The sequence below is a fragment of the Chryseobacterium endalhagicum genome (assembly GCF_016745235.1).
Classification (GTDB): Bacteria; Bacteroidota; Bacteroidia; order Flavobacteriales; family Weeksellaceae; genus Chryseobacterium; species Chryseobacterium endalhagicum.
Map to the genome: position 1 here is coordinate 461828 of NZ_JAELVM010000003.1, position 19025 is coordinate 480852.

Here is a 19025-nt window from a genome sequence, read left to right on the forward strand (position 1 = left end):
AACAGTTCTTAAATTGCTGACTGGTCACAAGTATACACCTGTGGACAACCAATATACTCTACGCAGTACCAAGGTCCTGTTACAGAACCTGAACAGCTGCATCCGCAAAGTGATAAATCAGGTTTTCCGCTGATTCCTCCGATAATGTTTTTTAGATCTGCCTTTTTTAATTTTTTAGCGTTTTTCATAATGTTACGTGATTTAGTTTAAGATTAAACGATATAGTTTAGTTACCTTTCAAAGTTAAACAAATATTAATTATTCGCAACATAATTTATTACAAAATATATAAAATACTGATTTCATTGACATTAATAAGCAATCAATGAATTTCAGGCTGAAAATATTTTTAAACAAGTATACTATTTCATGAATTAAATTGTTCCCTGTTTCAATTTTTTGGGTGCAATAAAAATAAAACCTTTCAATAGCTTGAAAGGTTTTTTATTATAGTTAATTGTTTTTCTGTTAGCAGGTGATTACCTGAAGACACTTTTTGTATTTTACACAATAGGAAGGTCCCGTTACTGCACCTGTACAGCTGCAGCCACATTTTGAAAGGTCCGGGGTTGTTACGCCGCCAATCCCTCCGATAATGTTCTTAAGATCATCTTTTTTTAACTTTTTCGCTTTTTTAAAAATTTCCTGTGACATGATGTTTTGATTTTAATTAAACAATAGAATTAATTCGGTTACTTTCAAAAGTAAACAAATAATAATGTTTATAATCACAAAAAAATGTTAATACGTTCATTGAGTGGTAGATATTTATTGGAAGATCGCAAGGACTCAAGGGTTTTTATGCTTTATTATTTTTAAAAGACACAAGAAAATCAAAGATTTTCAGCTAAACTGGCTATCAAATATTTAAAATAAACAGTGCTTACTATAAAAAATATTAGTTAAATCACTTTAAAACTCCTGATCCTCCAGTGGTTTATTCTGTAAATTCAAGGTCTTTATCATGGGTTTCTGAAATGGTCAGGGATGAATAAAAAGCGAGTCCGAAGACAACAATTCCGACCACAGCCGCGCTTATAATTACTGTAAAATTATTTTTCAGCAAGTCGAATGCAAGAATCATGACAGGTACTAAGCCTCTTACCATATTGGGAACGGTGGTAGTAGCCGTATTTCTGATATTGGTTCCGAACTGTTCCGCAGCCAATGTCACAAACATGGCCCAATAGCCTGTCCCCAATCCCAGCCAGACACAGAAAATATAATATCTGGTTTCTGTATTGGTATTTCCGAAGAGCATTACAGCCACGCCAATTATAGTGAACAGCAGCATATAAAAAATAGCCATCTTACGGGATTTGAGGGCATGGGAAATAAATCCGCTCATCAGATCACCGACAGAAATACCCACGTAGGCCCACATAATGGCTTTTCCGGGATTCAGCTCCGTGATTCCCAATTCAGGGGCAAACTGATTGGCCAAAACAGCCAGAATACCTATACAATACCACGTAGGCAGCCCTACGGCTATGCATTTGAGATATCTGATCAATCTGTCTTTATTGGTAAAAAAAGACAGGAAATCTCCTTTGGAAATATTTTTATGCTCTAAATTTTTATAGATCCCGGACTCCGAGACACTTATCCGCAGGATTAACAGCATAATTCCCATGACCCCGCCAATGATGTAGGAAATATTCCATCCGCCGGCCAGTTCCACGGTGAGTTGGGCAACTACCGCACCCATTAATCCGAAACCTGCAACAACAGACGTCCCGATTGCTCTTAAACTCTTCGGCAGACTTTCAGAAACCAGGGTAATTCCGGCTCCAAGCTCTCCGGCGAGTCCGATTCCTGCAATAAACCTTAAACCCGCGTATTGGTAGACCAAATGTTCTTTGGGAAAATAGGGCAGAAATCCGCAGGCGATGTTTGCTAAGGAATAGACCAGGATAGATCCGAACAGTACGGACAGCCTTCCTTTTTTATCACCGAATATTCCCCAGAAAACACCTCCGATAAGAAGCCCTACCATCTGACAGTTGAGAATAAAGGTTCCGTCGGCATCAGGATTGAGGCCTAATGCCTTTAAACTGGGGATACGTACGATACCGAACAAAAGCAGATCGTAGATATCTACAAAGTAGCCCAGGGCTGAAATAATAACAGGGATAGAGAAGATGTACTTCAATTTTGAAGACAAAGACAGTTCATTCATATTTATGTTTTTGCTAAAAATAAAAAAAACCTTCCAATTATTTGAAAGGTTTTTATAAATATTTTGATATTGCTGTTATCTTGCAATATTCACAGCTCTTGTTTCTCTGATCACGGTTACTTTTACCTGTCCAGGATACGTCAGTTCATTCTGGATCTTTTCGGAGATGTCGTAAGATAACTGGTTTGCTACTTCGTCATTTACTTTTCCGCTTTCTACCATTACCCTCAGTTCTCTACCTGCCTGGATTGCATAAGCGCTGGATACCCCATCGAAGCTTAATGCAGCAGATTCAAGATCTTTCAGTCTCTGGATATAAGATTCCAGCACCTGTCTTCTTGCTCCCGGTCTTGCTCCTGAGATGGCATCGGCTACCTGGATGATTGGTGATAATAATGACTTCATTTCAATTTCGTCGTGGTGAGCTCCGATTGCGTTTACAACTTCTGCGTTTTCACCATATTTCTCTGCCCACTGCATCCCTAGTAAAGCGTGAGGAAGTTCTGATTCCTGCTCCGGCACTTTACCGATATCGTGCAAAAGACCTGCTCTTTTTGCTAGTTTTACGTTTAATCCTAATTCAGCAGCCATAGTTGCAGCAATGTTCGCTACTTCTCTTGAGTGCTGTAGTAAGTTCTGTCCGTAAGAAGAACGGTATTTCATTCTACCTACGATTTTAATCAGTTCCGGGTGCAATCCGTGGATTCCAAGATCAATGATGGTTCTTTTACCCACCTCAATGATTTCTTCTTCGATTTGCTTTCTTGTTTTCTCTACTACTTCTTCAATTCTTGCCGGGTGGATTCTTCCGTCCGTTACCAATCTGTGAAGGGATAGTCTTGCAATCTCTCTTCTTACCGGGTCGAAACATGAAAGAAGAATAGCTTCCGGAGTATCATCAACGATAATTTCCACACCTGTTACCGCTTCTAAAGCACGGATGTTTCTACCTTCTCTACCGATGATTCTTCCTTTTACCTCATCTGATTCAATATTGAAAACAGACACTGAATTTTCAATCGCCTGCTCTGTCCCGATTCTCTGGATGGTCTGAATCACAATTTTTCTGGCTTCGTTCTTAGCATTCAGCTGAGCTTCTTCCATAATCCCCTGAACATGTGCCTGAGCTCTTGTTTTGGCTTCTGCTTTCATGGTTTCTACCAATTCTGCTTTAGCTTCTTCAGCGGTGTAATTCGCTATTTTTTCCAGAATTTCTACCTTTTTAGTGGTAGCTACATCCAATTCCTGCTGTTTTCTGTCTAAGATCTCGTTTTTCTTGGCGTAATCTCCAATCTGTCTGTCAAGATCTTTTTCAAGTTTTCCGGTCTTGCTCAGCTCATCATTAAGCTTGTGCTCCTTGTCTTTGATCCTTTTTTCCACTTCCTGCATTTTTTTCTCGCGGGACTGGATATCTGCATCATGCTGGGATTTCAATTCCAGGAATTTTTCTTTGGCCTGCAGATTCTTTTCTTTTTTTATGGATTCAGCTTGAACGTTTGCTTTTTCTATAAGGTTTTCGGCATTTTTCTTTGCATCATCTACAATAAATTTTGCTTTGGTATTGAGCGAGCTTTTAGAGAAAAGTATCCCTACTACTGCCCCTACTACTAAGCAAATAACGCCGACTATAATGGCTGTTGTCATAATATATATTGAGTTTTAATTGTCTTACACTTATCTAAATAAAAAAAACCTACAACAATTCAGGGATTGAGAGTAAACTCCTAATCAACACGATTTGAACTGATTTCCACTGTCTGTAATCCGGAGAACCGGCGCGCCATTCAGCGGACATTTGCTCGGTAATTGTTTAGCGTTGAGTTTACCTTAAATGTGTTAGAATTATTGTAGGCAGTCTGATGGGAAAAAAATCTATTTCCCAATTTCATTCAACGACTGATTGATTTTCACTAATCTTTCGTTGGTAGAATTTATATTTTTTTCGTAGTTAAGAGAAACTACTTCCGCATTGGTCCCCAGTTTAAGGGCACACATGGCCAAAGCATCCTGTTTATCTCTTACATCGAAGTTCTGTTCAAAATCTTTAATCATATTCTCGATCTGCTTTCCTACCTTACGCAGAGTTTCTTCCTCGGCGGCCGGCACGTTCAGCGGATATACCCTTCCTGCAATGTTGATGGTTATTCTTCTTACCTCCATTATAATCCACTGTTTTGAAGCTGTGCAATACAGAAGTCAATTTCTTTTACCAATCGGTTGATATGGTTTTTCATTAACCTGTTGTGTTCAGGATTTCCTGATATTGCTGAATAAAGTTTTATATTTTTTTGTTCTTCTGCTAATACCTGATTTCTTCTTCTTTCCTCATCATATTTCGTCTTCAGTTCCTCATGCTCAATACTTAAGTCTGATAATCTTTCAGTAAGATTTTTATAATTCCTTTGTAAAAGCAAAATCTTTCTCTCTAATTCTGAAAAATTGTTTTCTAAATCTTGAAGCATTTCAGGTTTTGTATATTCTAACTAATAGCAAAAATAACAAAATAATAACAGTAACAAAAATAAATGCCCCTATATTTTGAATAGCAACAAAAAAAGGAGATACTGATGCATCTCCTTTGGTATTTTTAATGTATATTCTTCTATTCGAATTTCAACACAAACATGATGGCTCTTGTCTGAAGTGTAGACATGGCCGTAGCCCAGTATGGAGGCGTATTGGCGTTATCAGCAACCTTCTCATTGTTCATGAAAAATGTTCCTCTTACCGCCGGAGTAAGTTTGAATTTGTTGAAATAAAACTGGATTCCCATTTCAGCTGACCATGCAAAGTTATGCGTGGTAGATCTGAACACCTGCTGCATGTTATCATCTTCAGAATCTGAATTGGACTGAAGGTTCACCACATAGTTCACCCCTGCCGCAATGTAAGGTCTGGAATTGTACCATCTGTTCCCGTGAAGTTCCAAGAGTACAGGAATGTCTACCAATGTAGATTTAATTTCTCTTACTTTATCTTTCTCAGTTAAAGCAATTGGGAAAAAAGGAGGGTTCGTCAATGTTCCAGCAGCGTACTGGTCATTGGACTGGGTATTGAAAGTCAACTGCCTTTGAGCAAATTGCAAGCCTGGTTCCAATCTTAAATCCAAATGATCATTCAGTCTCCATTTGGCGATCAAACCTGCCCCGAAGCTGTAGCTTTCTTTGGATTTAACAAGATTCTGATTCCCTTCCGAACCGTATCTCGGATGAAGGACGATACGGTAGTCCAGCCTGTTGCCGTTTAAATAAAAACCCCAACTGAATTTCTGCTCGTCAAAGTCTTCCAACTTATCCATTCTGTTTCGGGTTCTGAATTGCGCATCTGCAAAAACTGCAATATTAACTGAGGCTAAAACCAGTGCTCTTAATAGAAATTTATTCATAGGTTACTTTGTTGCTTTATAAATTGTGGCTATACCTAAACTTAGCTTTTTATATTCTACTTTCTTAAATCCTGTATCTAAAAGAATTTGCTTCATCTTTTCCCCGAAAGGAAAAGCATTTACAGAATCCGGAAGGTATGTATACGCCCTATTATCTTTGGAAACCAATCTGCCGATGGCAGGTAATATATTTTTGAAATAAAACATATAAAATGGACCTAAGAACCCCTCAACCTTTGAAAACTCCAGTATATAAACACTCTTGTTATCTTTAACTACTCTTCTTAATTCTGCCAAACCTTTGGTAAGGTTTTCAAAATTCCTTACTCCAAATGCAACGGAAACAGCATCGAATCTATTGTCCTCGAAAGGTAAATTTTCTGCATCTCCTTTTTGCATGGAAATTTTGCCGTCTAATTTAAGTTTTTTTATTTTAATAACGCCAACATTCAGCATTTGTTGTGATAAATCTAAACCAATTACTTTCGCATCGGTTCCTTTTTCAATGGTAATTGCTAAATCTCCCGTTCCTGTAGCCACATCCAGCACTTCCTGCGGATTGTCTTTTTTCATCATTTTCACCAGTGTATTCCTCCATAAAACATCAATTTTCATGGATAAAACATGATTCAGAAGGTCGTACTTCGGTGCAATATTGTCGAACATATCCTCTACCTGGCTTTTCTTGGTAGCCTCGGAATTGTAGGGAGTAACTTTGGTAATATCTTTTGTCAAAACTTAAAACTTGTAATATTCTTTGTAATAATTTAGGAAATCCTGCTTTCTGAAAATCTTTGATCTGGATTCCACTTTCTGGATATTTTTGATCACTTTGTCATAATCTTCATCCACATTGTAATAAAAATCTTCAGAATAAAGCTTGTTGAAGTGCTTAGCTCCTCCAAAATAATCTTTTCCGTCTATCGTGATTTTATCAAGAGCCAAAAGTAATGAATCTTTTTTAAGATTGTATCCATAATATTGATCATTGATATAATAATCCTGATGGGCGATATTGATCAGCCCGCGGATCTTATTCACTTCAAATGCAGAATCATAGAGCATTTTCTTATTCTGGTCAAAAACCTGAATAGCGTTTTTCCCCTGCTTCAGGTCTACATGCACATACTGCCCCGCAGAAATAATTCCCTCGGAACCATTATTGATCTTGAAATAATAGGTGTTGGAAGTAGGATTATCTACGACAAAATAATTTTTCTTTGCTAAAAAAAAGAAGTAGATCCCAAAGGCGAGGATAAACACCACAGCTGCAATAAGTAAGCCTTTTAAGGACGAGTTGTTTTTCATACGATTGTAAAGTACAATTTTTGCAAATTTAATAATATTTTTAATTCTCCGTTATTAATATTAATTATTAACTTTGCATCTTTAAAAAATCATATAAACGAATGCCGAATACGATCATTATTGGTTCCGGGTCCTATATTCCTAACAGAGTTATTGGTAGAGATTATTTCATGGATTCTGAGTTCTACACTGAAGACGGAGTAAAGATTGAAAAACCTGCTGAAGAAACCATCGCGAAGTTTGTAGAAATCACAGAAATAGAAAACAGAAGATTTATTGAAGACGATCTTTCCAACTCGCAGATCGGCTCTGAAGCTGCAAAAGCGGCGCTTGAGGATGCTAAAATAGATGGTGAGGAACTGGATTATATTATTTATGCAAGCAACTTTGGAGAAGTTACTGTAGACGGATATGTGAACTTTATGCCTAATATGGCAGCAAGGGTAAAGAATAAGCTGGGCATTAAAAACAGAAAATGCATCACTTATGATATGATCTTCGGATGTCCGGGATGGGTGGAAGCCATGATCCTTGCCGACAACCTTATCAAGGCAAAAGCTGCCAAAACCATTCTTGTGATTGGGGCAGAAACCTTAAGCCGCGTTACTGATCCGCATGACAGAAACAGAATGATCTTTGCTGACGGAGCGGGTGCTGTAGTGGTACAGGCTACCGATCAGGAAAATGTAGGTATTATTTCACACAACACAATCTGTGACAACGGTCCTGAGCTGTGTTATCTTGAAAATGCGCCATCAATCAACGCCAATGTAGACCAGAGACGCCTTTATGTAAGAATGCAGGGTAGAAAGATCTATGAATACGCGCTTAAAAATGTACCTTCAGCCATCAAGGAAACTATAGAAGACGCAGGTCTTTTGCTTGAAGATATCGATAAGATCCTGATCCACCAGGCGAATGCAAAGATGGATTATGCCATGATCGAAAGACTTCACAAGCTGTATGACGTGAAAGATTATGACCATGCGATCTCTCCTATGACAATCCAGGACTTTGGAAATACGTCTGTAGCAACCATTCCTACCATGTATGATTTAATAATTAAAGGAAAAATGGAGGGTCAAACGTTTAAAGATAAAGGTAACATTGTGATGACGTCGGTAGGTGCCGGAATGAACATCAATGCTATCGTTTACAGATTTCCTTAAAAATATTTAATTAACAAAAAAATATAAAGCACAGGGAAACAAATTCTTTGTGCTTTTTTTAGACCGATTATGCAAAGAAATTTTTTGATTATTGCTGCCATATTCCTGTTTCTAGAAGTATATATCTATCAGGCCATCAGAACTTTAACAGATAATTTCTGGATCAGGCTCGGGTATTGGGTGGTATCTTTAACTGTGTATGGGATTTTCGCCTATGAAATTACCCATTTCCAAAGATCAGACAAAAGCTCCATGAGGGTCCAGATCACCATTTCACTATTCCTGATCTTTATATTGCCCAAAATCTTTGTGGTTCTGTTTTTACTGATTGATGATATTTTCCGCACCGGAACTTATCTGATCGGCTTAACCAGGCCCCAGGAAAACTTTTTCCCGGAAAGAAGAAAGTTCCTGAGCATGGTAGGATTAGGCCTTGGAGGCGTTCTTTCGGCACTGTTTATCGACGGAATTACGTTTGGGAAATACAGGCATACGGTAAGAAAAATCAAGATTAAAATACCGGGTCTTTCAAAAAAATTCACCGGATATAAAGTGATCCAGATTTCCGACGTACACAGCGGCAGCTTCTCGGACCCATCCAAACTTCAGCATGCCATTGATCTGATCAACGAACAGAATCCGGATCTTGTGCTTTTCACCGGAGATATGGTGAATAATATTTCTGATGAATTCAAACCATTCATTCCCTTATTTTCAAAAATTAAGGCTAAAGATGGCAAATTTGCTGTACTGGGGAACCATGATTACGGCGACTATGTAACCTGGACTTCTGTGGATGCTAAAAAGAAGAACCTCGACACCCTTATCGAATACGAAAGACAGGCCGGTTTTGATATGCTGAGAAACGAACACAGAGTGATCGAAAGAGACGGCGAAAAACTTTACATTCTCGGCGTTGAAAACTGGGGACTGAAGCCATTCCCTCAATTCGGAAAAATAGATGACGCGTTAAAAGGAGTTCCGGAATCCGCTCCGAAGATCCTGATGAGTCATGACCCTACCCACTTTGATTATGTGGTCAAAAAACACCCTGGAAACATCCATCTGACCCTTTCAGGACACACCCATGGGATGCAGTTCGGTCTGGATCTGAAAAACATCAAATGGTCTCCCGTTCAGTACCGTTATCCAAAATGGGCTGATTTGTATGAGAGCGAAGGCAAAATGCTGTATGTAAACAGAGGATTCGGTGTATTAGGATACCCGGGAAGAGTGGGTGTACTGCCGGAGATTACTTTGTTTGAGCTGAGCTAGTTTTGAGTTTGAGAGGGAGAGGGTTTTAGGGTCTGAGAGTTTTAGAGTAAATGAGTTTGAAAGTGGTTGCTGGTTACGAGTTGTGTGATTCGGGGTTTCGTGATTCGGGTTATTAAGATTTGAGATTATAGATTTTCAAATTAAAGATTCACAATTGACAATTAATTTCACTCATTTGTAAGTTACTGGTTGCTAGTCTGTAAAAGTAAAGTTTATGAGTAATCACCTCATGATTGGCGTCTAAAGTCTGACGTCTGTCTACCCCACCATTCACTTGCGAAGCAAAATTCACTATTGACCAGTAATCCGTCTGAAATCCAAGTCAAAAGACCATAGTTTCAACCTTCGGCAAAATCCCCAATCCCTAATCCCTAATTCCTAATCCCTACAACCTATCACCTGCTACCTAATATCTGCCACCTATTAAAAAATATAATCCTTCATCCGCGACGTCGCCATATCATGCTCATTGATCCAGGTAAGGAGCGTATCCAGCTTGTCTTCCATTTTCTTTCCTGAGAACAGGCTTCTGTAAAACGGGATATCAAACCTGTATTTCTTAAAATCCGTAAACTGCCAGGAATTGAGATAGATTAAAACAAAATCATCATTCTTGAGGGTTTCAAAAACCATACTCTGATAATACTTCATCGGCAGGATCTGGAACACGAAATCATTATACGGCAGCTGGCTGTAGGGTGAGATGCTTTCGGGTACAATACTCAATCCGTCCTCTTCGTTGATCTCCGTATCTCTTTTTAATCTTTTGAATGGAAAAAGAATGTCTGCATTATCGATATTGGAGACATAATTAAACTCCAGCAATTTCAGATTTTCCTGAGGAATTTTAAAATCTTTCTGCCGGATTCCCCGCACCTGTTTTTCTAAAAGATCCTGAATATTTTTTTTGACTTCTTCAATTTTCTGAAGTTCAGAATTCAAATTATAAAAAGCAATTTCATGCCCTTTGGATGAAATTGCTTTTATTAAATTCTGCAGTTTTTCTGCGATGGAAATCTCCACAAAAAAACTGGCTTTGATGTCATGAATATCTAAAATCCGAAGGACAGCTTTCGTGTTGTCTTCGGTGATCTTCAGTCTCTCTTCATCAGAAATCTGACCGCTGTTTTTGGCTTCAGCCTCAATATTTACGATGTTAAAAGTCAATAAAATCATTTAAATTAAATTTTAGATAATATTTGTAATTAATTAAAAATCAAATGTTAAAATAACTTTTATCTAAACATTAACTTTAAGTAATTAATTTTTGTTTAATTTCACTCTAAGATTCTTGATCATGTCTTTAGACATTTCAGAAATTCCGAAATCATACGTCAGTCCCCAGTCTTTTTTCGCTACGGAATCATCAATGGAAGCCGGCCAGGAATCTGCAATTGCCTGTCTGAAATCCGGCTGATAATCGATGGAAAAATCCGGGATTTCTTTCTTGATTTCTTCCGCCAGTTCTTTCGGCGTAAATGACATTCCTCCTAAATTATAAGACGAACGAACCGTAAGACTTTCCTTCGGAGCATCCATTAATTTCAAGGTCGCGTTGATGGCATCATCCATATACAACATCGGCATTCCTGTATCTTCGGAAATGAAACTTGTGTATTTCCCATCCTCTATGGCTTCGTAAAAAATCTCAACAGCATAATCTGTAGTCCCTCCACCTGCAGGAGTTTTCCAAGAGATAAGACCAGGATATCTGATGCTTCTCACGTCTACTCCGTATTTATCGAAATAGTATTCACACCATTTTTCTCCGGCCATTTTAGAGATTCCGTACACAGTTGTAGGATTTAAAACCACATCCTGTCCTACATTATGTTTTGGAATTCCTTTTCCAAATACCGCGATTGAACTTGGCCAGAAGATCTTTTTAAGAAGCCCTTCCTTTGCCAGTTCGCAAAATTGAAGCAGAGGTTCGAGATTCAGTTTCCATGCGAAAATAGGCTGCTTTTCTGAAGTTCCGGACAAAAGAGACGCCAGGTGATATACTGTAGTGATTTCATAATCCTTGATCACCTGTCTTACCAGCTGCGTATTGGTCACATCCATTCTTTCGTAGTGCCCTGCAGCGGTAATTCCTTTCTGCCATCTGTCCAATCCTGAGGCTACAACATTTTCAGCGCCGTGAATTTCAACCAGTCTGTTCGTCAATTCGGTGCCGATCTGTCCCAAAGCACCTGTAATCAATATTCTTTCCGTATAGGATTCCATTTTACTTATTTTTTTTAGAGTTGTACAAAAGTAAAAAAATCATGCTTATCATAATAAAAAAGCTGTATTTAAAAACAGATTACTGATTTGTACTATGAAAAAGTGATTAAAAAAATAATATTTTATAAATCAATCATATTCATCATTTCATGAAAATTCATTAAAAATACCTGACCATAACTATTGTTTCTTTATAAATAAGATCCCGAACAGTTATTTCACAGGTTCAGCCTGCATTCTTTACATTAAAAAATTATCTACTTTTGTCTTAAACATAATCTTATGAAGAGAGTATTTCTGGCTGCCGTGCTTATGGCATTTCATTTTTCACCTGCGCAGTTTACAGGGTTCAATATCATTAAGGAAGTAAAAGTAAAGAATAAGGGCGTGGTAGTCTCCGCGCATCCCCTTGCCAGTGAAGCCGGCGCGGAAGTGATGAAGATGGGCGGAAATGCCTATGATGCCGTTGTTGCCACCCAATATGCGCTGGCTGTAGTGTATCCTCAGGCCGGAAATATTGGCGGCGGAGGTTTTTTAGTAGGCGTTAAAAATAACGGTGAAAAATTCACGCTGGATTATAGGGAAACCGCTCCTAAAAAAGCATCCAGAGATATGTACGTGGACAAAAACGGAAAAGCCAATACAGATCTTTCCCAATACGGAAGGCTTGCTGTAGGTATTCCGGGAAGTATTGCCGGATTTTTTGCCACTTTAAAGCATTGCAGACTTCCGATGGATAAAATCATCCAGCCTGCGATAGATTTAGCTGAAAAAGGATTCGCTATCACAGAAATGGAAGCCGAAATGCTGAATACGCACAAAGAAAAATTCCTTAAACACAATACCTCTTCCATTGCTTTTGTAAAAGATACTCCATGGAAAGCCGGGGATATTCTCGTACAGAAAGAACTGGCGGCAACGCTGAGATTGATTCAGAAACAGGGAGCAAAAGGATTTTATGAAGGGAAAACAGCTGACCTGATGGTGGCTGAAATGAAGAAAGGAAACGGAATCATCACCCTGGAAGATCTTAAAAATTATAAAACCGCAGAAAGAAAACCTCTTGAGTTTGATTATAAAGGAAACCGTGTAGTCACGATGCCTCTTCCATCAAGCGGCGGCGTGCTCCTTGCCCAAATGCTGACCATGGCCGGATACGAAAATCTGGAAAAATACCAGCAGAATTCTACGGAAGCCGTACAGATCATGACCGAAGCTGAAAGAAGAGCTTTCGCAGACAGGGCCGAATACATGGGCGACCCGGATTTCATTGAAGATAAAACGACTTATCTGACTTCCGATGCCTATTTAAAAAGCAGATGGAAAAGCTTCAGCTTCAGTAAAGCTACCCCAAGCTCAGAAGTTGGAAAAATCATCAGCCAGCCGAATGAATCAACGCAAACGACTCATATTTCCGTGATTGATAAAGACGGAAACACGGCCTCTGTAACGACTACCCTTAACGGATATTATGGAAGTAAAGTGGTGGTTTCAGGAGCGGGATTCTTTCTAAATAATGAAATGGACGACTTCTCTATCAAGCCCGGAGTTCCCAATATGTTCGGAGCTGTAGGCGGAGAGGCCAATTCTATCCAGCCCAATAAAAGAATGCTTTCTTCAATGACGCCTACCATTCTTCTTAAAAACGGAAAACCCTATATGGTGGTAGGTACTCCGGGAGGAACCACTATTCCTACCTCCGTTTATCAGTCTATTGTAAATGTGGTAGATTTTAAGCTGAATGCGAATATCTCTGTAAATGCACCCAAGTTTCACCATCAATGGCTTCCTGAAAAAATTACAGTAGAAAATAATTTCCCCGAAAGTACAATCACAGCACTTAAAAGTAAGAATTATGTGATTGAAAAGATAAAATACATCGGAAAAACAGAACTGATCCTGATGGACGACAACGGTAATATTCATGCAGTGGCGGATGGCCGCGGGGATGATTCTGTTGCGGTGGAATAAGCCGGATCCGGGATTCTGATTATACATGCTTCGACTCCGCTCAGCATGACCCATTACATCAACATGGTCATTCTGAGTGGAGTCGAAGCATTATTTTATCCACTATTATTACCTATAACCTACAGAACCTCCATCTCCCATCTCTTTCTTCCATCATTAATTTTAACTGACTTTCGTCATGTTTTCAGATAAAAATTCTTAATTTTCGGTTTCAAAATCTAAAAAAACATCCTTTGAAAGCAAAAGAATTCTATCATCAGCTTTATTTTCAGGTTATTATTGCCATAGCAGCAGGTATACTTTTAGGAACGTATTATCCTGAACTGGGCGAAAAAATGAAACCGCTGGGTGACGGATTCATCAAACTGGTAAAAATGATCATCGCTCCGGTGATTTTCATTACCCTTACTTTAGGGATTGCTCATATGACCGATCTCAAAAAAGTAGGCCGTATTGCCGTAAAAGCCATGATTTATTTCTTTACATTTTCCACTTTAGCATTGATCATAGGATTAATTGTGGGAAATCTTTTACAGCCGGGACATGGTTTAAATATTGATCCCGCCACTCTTTCCGGCGATGTTTCCCAATATCAGCAGAAGGCCCACGACTCTACGCTGACGGGTTTTATCATGAATATTATTCCTGAAACGCTTTTCAGTCCGCTGGTGGGAGAAAATATTCTTCAGGTGCTGCTTGTTGCTATTTTAATGGGTATTGCATTGGTTTTGACTAAAGAAAAAAGCCAGAAAGTCACTGATTTCCTACAGGATCTGTCTACCCCGATTTTCAAAATCGTCCATATGCTGATGAAGCTGGCTCCGATAGGAGCTTTTGGCGCCATGGCTTTTACGATTGGAAAATATGGTCTTCATTCTGTCCTGAACCTGATATTTCTGGTGGGAACGTTCTACATCACCTCTATCCTGTTTGTTGTTCTTGTTTTGGGAGCAGTGGCATGGTACAACGGATTTAATATATTCAAACTGATGTATTATCTGAAAGAGGAACTGCTGTTGGTTTTAGGAACCAGCTCTTCTGAATCTGCTCTTCCGGGAATTATGGAAAAACTGGAAAAGGCAGGCTGCTCAAGAGCTATTGTAGGGCTTGTAGTGCCTACCGGATATTCTTTTAACCTGGATGGAACCAATATTTATATGACGCTGGCTTCTCTTTTTATCGCTCAGGCTCTGAATATTGATCTTTCTTTGGAAAAACAGCTGATGCTTCTTCTGGTTGCGATGCTAAGTTCAAAAGGTGCAGCAGGCGTTACAGGCGCCGGATTTGTCACCCTGGCAGCAACACTGGCTGTTGTCCCTGAAATTCCGATTGCAGGAATGACCCTGATCCTGGGAATAGATAAATTTATGAGTGAATGCAGGGCTTTAACCAATGTTGTTGGAAACTCCGTAGCAACTGTCGTTGTGGCCAACTGGGAAAAGCAGCTTGATAAAAAACAGCTGCAGTATTGCCTGGATCATCCCGGTGAAATTGAGAAGAAACTGGAGGTTTGATTGGGAAAGAAAGGAAGATGGAAGCTGGGTGCGGGAAGTTTTTTTTCCGCGTATATTTCAGGATGGGTGATAAATATCAATAATGTTGGCTTTTTCTAAACCTTATAGGGTTAAGGTTTGTGCGCTGTCAAAAATGATACATGAAAAGACTAGAAAAGTTCTTCATCCTATTTTCCACAATGAATCCCGAGCCTTTACACTCTAAAAACATTAAACATTAAACATTAAACTTTAAACATTAAACTTTAAACCTTGAACCTTAAACCAAAATATTCAAGCTTGCCGGAGAAACCTTCACATGAATGGGTGATTTTATTTTATTGAATTCCCCATCCAGATGCCAGTTTTTGGTATTGACTTTAAATGAAATTTCTGAAACGGGAAGATACGTAACGTATTCATCATCCTTCAGTCTTTTGGTGAACATTCTGAATGCAAAAAGCGCTGAATAGGTCAGTGGAAATTTTTTCACAAGAACCATATCTACCAGTCCGTCACTTTTACTTGCGTTGGGAGCAATGTAAGCATTATTTCCAAACTGGCGGGTATTGGCTACGTTCAGCATCAGGTATTTTCCATTGTACTGCTGGTAGGCTTCATCAAAAAATTTAACCTTGATGGGTTTATAATTAAAGAAAGTTTTCAGGGAAACCTTAATGTAATTCTTGAATCCACGGCTGGTTTTTTCGAATTCTTTTACCACTTTTCCGTCAAATCCGGTTCCTGAAACATTGATAGACAATCTGTCGTTAACCGTAAAAGTATCTATTTTCCTGGATGATTTGGCTTTAATCTTTTCTAAAAGTTCGTCAAGATTCTTACTGAATTTAGTCTCATTAGAAAAACCATTCCCCGATCCGGCCGGGAATATGGCAAGGATCTTATCTGTATGGATCAGGTTTCGGGCCACTGTTGAAATGGTTCCGTCACCGCCGATGGCAACAAATATATCAACTTTATCAAAACGCTCCTGGATAAATTCATCCGTCCCCGCTATAGAATCTGAGATATAATAGGAAGGACGGTCCACCTTCTTTTTTAACTCGTCAAGAAAGGGCTGATAATTCTTTTTGGCCGAAAAAGGATTGATAATAAAAGCTACTTTTTCCATTACCGCAAAAATAGAAAATGCTTCCGCATCCGGAAGCATTAATTTTACTTTATTTTCATTCTTTCTTTAAACTCACCATTGATTGTGCCTTCAAGCTCTTTCCAGGAAACTGGAATTACTATGTCTCCGGCAGCGAAAGCCGCAATTTCGTAAGGGCTGTAATGGAAATACAGGTTTTTCTGATCGAAATAAAAATTATTGCTCGCCGGAATAACTTCTACCAGCAACATATCTGAATTTTTTACATCTCCTCCACTGTCTGTTGTTCCGCTTTTAACATTATTAATATTTTTCATCAACAAAGCTTCAAGTTTAGCTTTTGGCATGGATGTAATGTCTTTAAGCTCCAACTTTCTGTTGTTTTTAAGGTCAAAAACCCTTTCAGAGAATCCATAATTATCATGGGCTCCCCCTTCATATGAACTTCCTGCATATTGGATATGCATATAATCATTTTCATTGGAAATCAAATTCATAGAGGAGTTTGAATACCATTCCTGAGCATAGGAAATATCTGAAATCCAGTCTTTGCTGTCACTTTTAATCGATTGAAAATATTTGTTTTTTTCTTTATCCAGATAGGCTTCCAGTCCTTTTTTGGAAAAGTCTTTGATTCCCTGGTTATGAAAATAAATACTGTCCAACAGTTTTTTATCTTTCAGGGTTGGAAAAACAAGCAGCTTGGAAGTGAAAGCTACTTTCAGTGAATCTGAAATCTTTGAGGAATCACTCACTTTCGCAGAGTCTATTACAAATTTTTCCGGTTGTGAAGCTTCAGTTGTATTAGAGGAAGCGGCTGTATTTTCTCCTTTTTTACAGGCTGAGAATGCCAGGAGCGAAGAAACTGCCAGAACGGCAATTGTGTTTTTCATAATTATCTTTTTAATATGAATGCAAAAACCATTCAAAAATGAATGGTTCTGCAAAATTATTTTTATTAATCTGGAAATTATGACTTTTTGATCAGGCTGATGACCTGGTTTTCGCTTTTTGAAGCAGTTTCCCATATCTGCTTGAAAGCGGGATAATATTCTTTAGGATAATCCGGGCTGGCAATTTTTGTAGTGGAAACCACCTCCAGTTTATTGCCTTTCTGTTCGGCAACATAGCTGTATTCAATTTCTTTATCCTGGGTAACGATTTTTTTACTTTTAGGCATGGCTTCGATTACATATCCTTCCGGAATTTCCAAAATTACTTTTTTCACTTTGGTAATGGAAGAAATAAAATCGATCTGGTATTTTCTTTCTTCGGTCTGATCAAATTCATTAGAACTTTTGCTCAGAAAAAGCATAGGGCTGATGATCATCTTTTTCCCTATTTTATCGATCATATTTTCTGAAGAAAACTTCATTGTACTTTCGAAATCTCCGTTTTCCAAAATTTTGGAATCAATTCCTGTAAAATCTACCGAGAAATTATCTTTATACTGTTTCTTGTACTTTTCTGCATTTTCATCATAGTTTTCTTTTGCAAACATAGCATATGAGCCTGTATCTTTATCGGAATAGGTCCCTGAAACACTGCCATCATCGTTGATCTTCGCTTCTGTGGTCAGGTAGGTGAAACTTGCCGTGGTATTTCCCATCTGCATCAGTGATGCTTTGTCTTTAGCCATCAGAACGCCAAACTGATTCCAATCTCTTGGAGGAAGGTTATTCATTGACGACTGTTTTGAAGTGGCGTCGTACAGATTCATTCCGTCTTTTATTTTAACGGCAGCGATTACAAAATTCATACTGACTACACTTGGAGATGCTAAATTCAGTAAACCGTTGTCTATGGTGGAAATAGTCAATGGATCTGCTTTCAGTCCGGCTTCTCTAAGCATCATAATAAGAAAAAGATTGATTTCGGCAGCGTTTCCTGTTTTGGTTTCAATCAGTTTTTTTATCCCGTCTTCTGTATAGATTCCTCTGTCTTTATTCCAGGTAAATGTATTTTTTACATAATTAAAGATGGCATCCGCTTTTTCAGCATCAGAAGACATTCCAGCAACAGACGCCGGCATATTTTCTTTGGCCAGTTTGGTTTTTCTCAGTTCTACTCCGAAATCTTCGTCTTTATAAAGCTGGTCTTTGATTTCTTCCCATGAAGAGGAATGCATTTTAAGCTCTCTAAAATTCGTAGAGTGAAGCTCCGCGCTTATTTTTGTACGGTAATTTCTGTCATTATTAACAAATTTTTCAGTTTTAAAACCTTTTAGATTTTCATATCCGAATCTATAGGTTTTATAATCCGATCCATATAAAGTTTTAGCCTCTATCATTCTATATTTGGGTGATAAAGAACCTGTATAATTTACGTTGTAAGCAATATAAGCAGGACTATCCAGAACATATTCGGTATACAATGAAGGGGTATCAGACTCTATGATAACCTGGGGTATCGCATATAAAAACGGAGAAAAAACTTCATACTGATATTCTATGATGGAACCGTTCTTTACCCCGGGAAAGGCAAATTTGGTTATCGTGGTATATTTACTTTCCTTGCTTTTATATTTTGAGCTTTTATCCACTTTTGTAGCTACTGATGCTCCATTTTCCAGATTATAAACAAAAGCTTTCATTTTATTTAAAACCTCTTCATTTCCCTTTGAGTTCTTATAAAGCGGAATTTCCAGATTCAACCAGTCTTCTGCTTTGGCTTTATCATAAATTTTAACCCTGTAAAAGACTTTTTTCCGAAGATCTCCCGAAGAAGTATCGATCCCAAAATGTACGGATTTGTATAAAATTTCCGCCGGAGCATTTTCATCAAGAGCCGATTTTGTTTTGGAAAGATCTGTCTCATCAAATTTCGGAGGATTCAGAAATTCGTGCTTCTGACCGCTCACAAAGACCAAAGTGCCGGAACAGAAAAAGGTTAAAAATATTCTTTTCAT

General features: G+C 38.4%; 18 protein-coding genes. 4 read left to right on the top strand and 14 right to left on the bottom strand.

Annotated features, from left to right (window positions below):
- Window positions 1-8 precede the first annotated feature (8 nt).
- The 9 genes from JET18_RS17780 to JET18_RS17820 all read right to left on the bottom strand — a co-directional run bounded on the left by JET18_RS17780 (window position 9) and on the right by JET18_RS17820 (window position 6872).
- Window positions 9-188: a hypothetical protein gene (locus JET18_RS17780; protein ID WP_202093293.1), complete on the bottom strand. Its 180-nt coding sequence runs from the start codon at window positions 186-188 to the stop codon at window positions 9-11.
- 280 nt (window positions 189-468) lie between these two features.
- On the bottom strand, window positions 469-654 hold the full coding sequence (locus JET18_RS17785) for a hypothetical protein (protein WP_202093295.1): 186 nt from the start codon (window positions 652-654) through the stop codon (window positions 469-471).
- Window positions 655-937: 283 nt separating this feature from the next.
- Entirely contained in the window at window positions 938-2179 is a 1242-nt protein-coding gene (locus JET18_RS17790) for an MFS transporter (protein ID WP_202093297.1), read from the bottom strand.
- Window positions 2180-2254: 75 nt separating this feature from the next.
- Window positions 2255-3823, bottom strand: coding sequence for a ribonuclease Y (gene rny / locus JET18_RS17795; RefSeq protein ID WP_202093299.1), 1569 nt, complete (start codon window positions 3821-3823; stop codon window positions 2255-2257).
- Between the two features lie 228 nt (window positions 3824-4051).
- Window positions 4052-4339, bottom strand: coding sequence for a cell division protein ZapA (locus tag JET18_RS17800; RefSeq protein ID WP_080778693.1), 288 nt, complete (start codon window positions 4337-4339; stop codon window positions 4052-4054).
- A complete protein-coding gene (locus tag JET18_RS17805; RefSeq protein ID WP_062652529.1) occupies window positions 4339-4641 on the bottom strand; it encodes a hypothetical protein in 303 nt (100 codons plus the stop codon). Before JET18_RS17805 ends, JET18_RS17800 begins: the two co-directional genes overlap by 1 nt.
- A gap of 140 nt (window positions 4642-4781) precedes the next feature.
- Entirely contained in the window at window positions 4782-5564 is a 783-nt protein-coding gene (gene porT, locus JET18_RS17810) for a type IX secretion/gliding motility protein PorT/SprT (protein ID WP_202093301.1), read from the bottom strand.
- A gap of 3 nt (window positions 5565-5567) precedes the next feature.
- A complete protein-coding gene (ubiE, locus tag JET18_RS17815; protein ID WP_034726327.1) occupies window positions 5568-6299 on the bottom strand; it encodes a bifunctional demethylmenaquinone methyltransferase/2-methoxy-6-polyprenyl-1,4-benzoquinol methylase UbiE in 732 nt (243 codons plus the stop codon).
- A gap of 3 nt (window positions 6300-6302) precedes the next feature.
- Entirely contained in the window at window positions 6303-6872 is a 570-nt protein-coding gene (locus JET18_RS17820; protein WP_202093302.1) for a hypothetical protein, read from the bottom strand.
- 101 nt (window positions 6873-6973) lie between these two features.
- Between JET18_RS17820 and JET18_RS17825 the strand changes: the two genes are divergently transcribed.
- The gene (locus JET18_RS17825) at window positions 6974-8041 is read left to right on the top strand and encodes a 3-oxoacyl-ACP synthase III family protein (protein ID WP_202093303.1); all 1068 of its coding nucleotides are present in this window, start codon (window positions 6974-6976) and stop codon (window positions 8039-8041) included.
- Between the two features lie 69 nt (window positions 8042-8110).
- The gene (locus JET18_RS17830; RefSeq protein ID WP_202093304.1) at window positions 8111-9316 is read left to right on the top strand and encodes a metallophosphoesterase; all 1206 of its coding nucleotides are present in this window, start codon (window positions 8111-8113) and stop codon (window positions 9314-9316) included.
- Between the two features lie 423 nt (window positions 9317-9739).
- Here JET18_RS17830 and JET18_RS17835 read toward each other — a convergent pair whose 3' ends face one another.
- Window positions 9740-10492 (bottom strand): polysaccharide deacetylase family protein, encoded by a 753-nt coding sequence (locus tag JET18_RS17835; RefSeq protein ID WP_202093309.1) that lies wholly within the window; start codon window positions 10490-10492, stop codon window positions 9740-9742.
- A gap of 84 nt (window positions 10493-10576) precedes the next feature.
- Window positions 10577-11542: an NAD-dependent epimerase/dehydratase family protein gene (locus JET18_RS17840; protein ID WP_202093310.1), complete on the bottom strand. Its 966-nt coding sequence runs from the start codon at window positions 11540-11542 to the stop codon at window positions 10577-10579.
- A gap of 282 nt (window positions 11543-11824) precedes the next feature.
- Here JET18_RS17840 and ggt point away from each other — a divergent pair, with 282 nt between their 5' ends.
- Window positions 11825-13513, top strand: a complete 1689-nt coding sequence (gene ggt / locus JET18_RS17845; RefSeq protein ID WP_202093311.1) for a gamma-glutamyltransferase — start codon at window positions 11825-11827, stop codon at window positions 13511-13513.
- 233 nt (window positions 13514-13746) lie between these two features.
- On the top strand, window positions 13747-15027 hold the full coding sequence (locus JET18_RS17850; RefSeq protein ID WP_202093312.1) for a dicarboxylate/amino acid:cation symporter: 1281 nt from the start codon (window positions 13747-13749) through the stop codon (window positions 15025-15027).
- 259 nt (window positions 15028-15286) lie between these two features.
- On the opposite strand, the gene JET18_RS17855 is transcribed toward JET18_RS17850, so the two are convergent.
- From JET18_RS17855 to JET18_RS17865, 3 genes are all read right to left on the bottom strand, one after another.
- Window positions 15287-16138: a diacylglycerol/lipid kinase family protein gene (locus JET18_RS17855; RefSeq protein WP_202094356.1), complete on the bottom strand. Its 852-nt coding sequence runs from the start codon at window positions 16136-16138 to the stop codon at window positions 15287-15289.
- 44 nt (window positions 16139-16182) lie between these two features.
- Window positions 16183-17010, bottom strand: coding sequence for an RsiV family protein (locus tag JET18_RS17860; RefSeq protein ID WP_202093313.1), 828 nt, complete (start codon window positions 17008-17010; stop codon window positions 16183-16185).
- Window positions 17011-17087: 77 nt separating this feature from the next.
- Entirely contained in the window at window positions 17088-19025 is a 1938-nt protein-coding gene (locus tag JET18_RS17865) for a transglutaminase-like domain-containing protein (RefSeq protein WP_202093315.1), read from the bottom strand.